The 1,710-nt window shown below is 43.6% G+C and carries 2 protein-coding genes; both read right to left on the reverse strand.

Features of this window, described 5'->3' with window-relative positions; genetic code table 11:
• A partial coding sequence (ipaH4.5, locus tag BGK49_RS13995) for a T3SS effector E3 ubiquitin-protein ligase IpaH4.5 (protein WP_069375761.1) occupies positions 1 to 1,166 on the reverse strand: 1,166 nt, incomplete at its 3' end.
• Between the two features lie 427 nt (positions 1,167 to 1,593).
• On the reverse strand, positions 1,594 to 1,710 hold a 117-nt coding region (locus tag BGK49_RS31100), incomplete at its 5' end, for a hypothetical protein (protein WP_241547485.1).

Genomic DNA, 1,710 nt, shown 5'->3' on the forward strand with positions numbered 1-1,710 from the left:
TTGTTCCATGTGAGCGCGACACGGTCCTCACAGCTCTCAGTGGCATCAGCAGCAACAGCGAAAGACTGCTGTCGAAGCTCCGCAGAGGCACTGAGTTTTTCCAGCCATGCAGCGACCTGTTCACGGAATCCGGAGGTATTGCGTGCAGAGACGGTATCGGAAAGGCGGTCAAGGAACGCGGAAAAGGTGTTGGCATGCTCTTCATGTTCAAAAGCATGCCATATCTGTGATACATCAGATTGTTTGTTTTCCGGGAACCATGCTGTCACGGCATCAGCCAGGGGGCGATGGAGTGTATTCTGTTGTCCGTCACTCATGGAGAAGTAAATCTGCGGGCCGTGGTAGTCCGGCGAAGAGGTTAATCTTTGCAGGGATTGCAGAACGCGAGTCGACAATGGATTCCCTGAAATGTTAACATTCGTACAAATGGGCAATGTGATTATATTTTCGGGTAATGAAGTTAGTAGGTTATTGGAAACATCCAGTGTCAATAGTTCTTGCGGTAATCTGGATAATCTGCGTAGTTGATTTTCACCTACCTTCAAATATTTTAAGCGCTGAGGAAATTCTGGTAGTTCCTGTAGTCTGTTGCCGGAAACAAAGAGTTCTTGTAGTCTATGAGGCAATTCAGGCAAGACAGTAAGGCGATTACCTTCAATCCGTAATATTGTTAGCGTTGATGGAAGCTCTGGTAACGTCTCCAGACTATTAAAACGTGCCGAGAGTGATTGTAAATATGGTGGTAATGATGGCAGACATGACAAATTTCGATTGAATGAAATATTAAGCTTAATCAGTTGAGATGGAAGTGTCGGGAGTATATTCAAGTTGTTACCATTTACATGAAGTTCTGTCAAAAGCGGAGAATTTTCAGGTAGGGAGATTAACTCATTGTTGGAAATATTAAGTTCACGTATATGCAAAGGGAGTGGTGGTAAAGAACGTAGTTTCAGTAAGCTTAAATTGAGAACAGGCTCCCGGGTATCCAGACATATTTTCAATAATCGAACCGCCTGGATGCGATTTTCTGTTGTTGTTCCTTCCCTAGCCCAGTCATCCCAGATGCGGTGGTAATCTCTGGTACACTGTTCTTCTACCGATAAACGAGATATACATGATAAGCCACAAAGGGAACGAAAAAAAGAATGATTGTTGATCGGTTTCATTTATTAACCCCTCACTATTCATATCTTGGTCTATTAATGCAAATAAAACGAGAAAGTCTTTAAAAAAATAATCCTAGAGCTTTATCGGCGTTTTCATTCCAGCTGGAGGAATATGTTCCTGTCTTTCCAGTAACCGTCGATTGTTATATCAGTCTACCCATGTTAATGTGACCAGTTCTACTTTCATCCAGTTTGGATTGATCTTTATCCCCTATATTTTCAAACAATTTTTATCATTTAACTCATTACTGTCTCGATATTCCCATAGCAAACGATCTGGTTGGTTAGCCCCTCAAAAAAGTCAGTTGCACGCCGTAAATCCCTGCCGGTATTGAGCGAGGATTTACGGGTTGTTGTTAAGGTCCGTAATCGGGTCACAGTTTTTCCGGAGTCAATCCGGTCTGCGGTTTATGCTTATGCGACGTGATTATGAATGGTGCAGTCGTGAGCCGTTTTCAGACAATCGCAGGGCCAGTACCTCGTCAGTCAACTGACGGTAAATCTGCTGTTCAGTCTCACGCATCACCTGTGCACCGGCTTCCCT

Origin of the sequence: Shigella sp. FC1544 (assembly GCF_001722145.1) — a bacterium.
Lineage (GTDB): Bacteria > Pseudomonadota > Gammaproteobacteria > Enterobacterales > Enterobacteriaceae > Escherichia > Escherichia coli.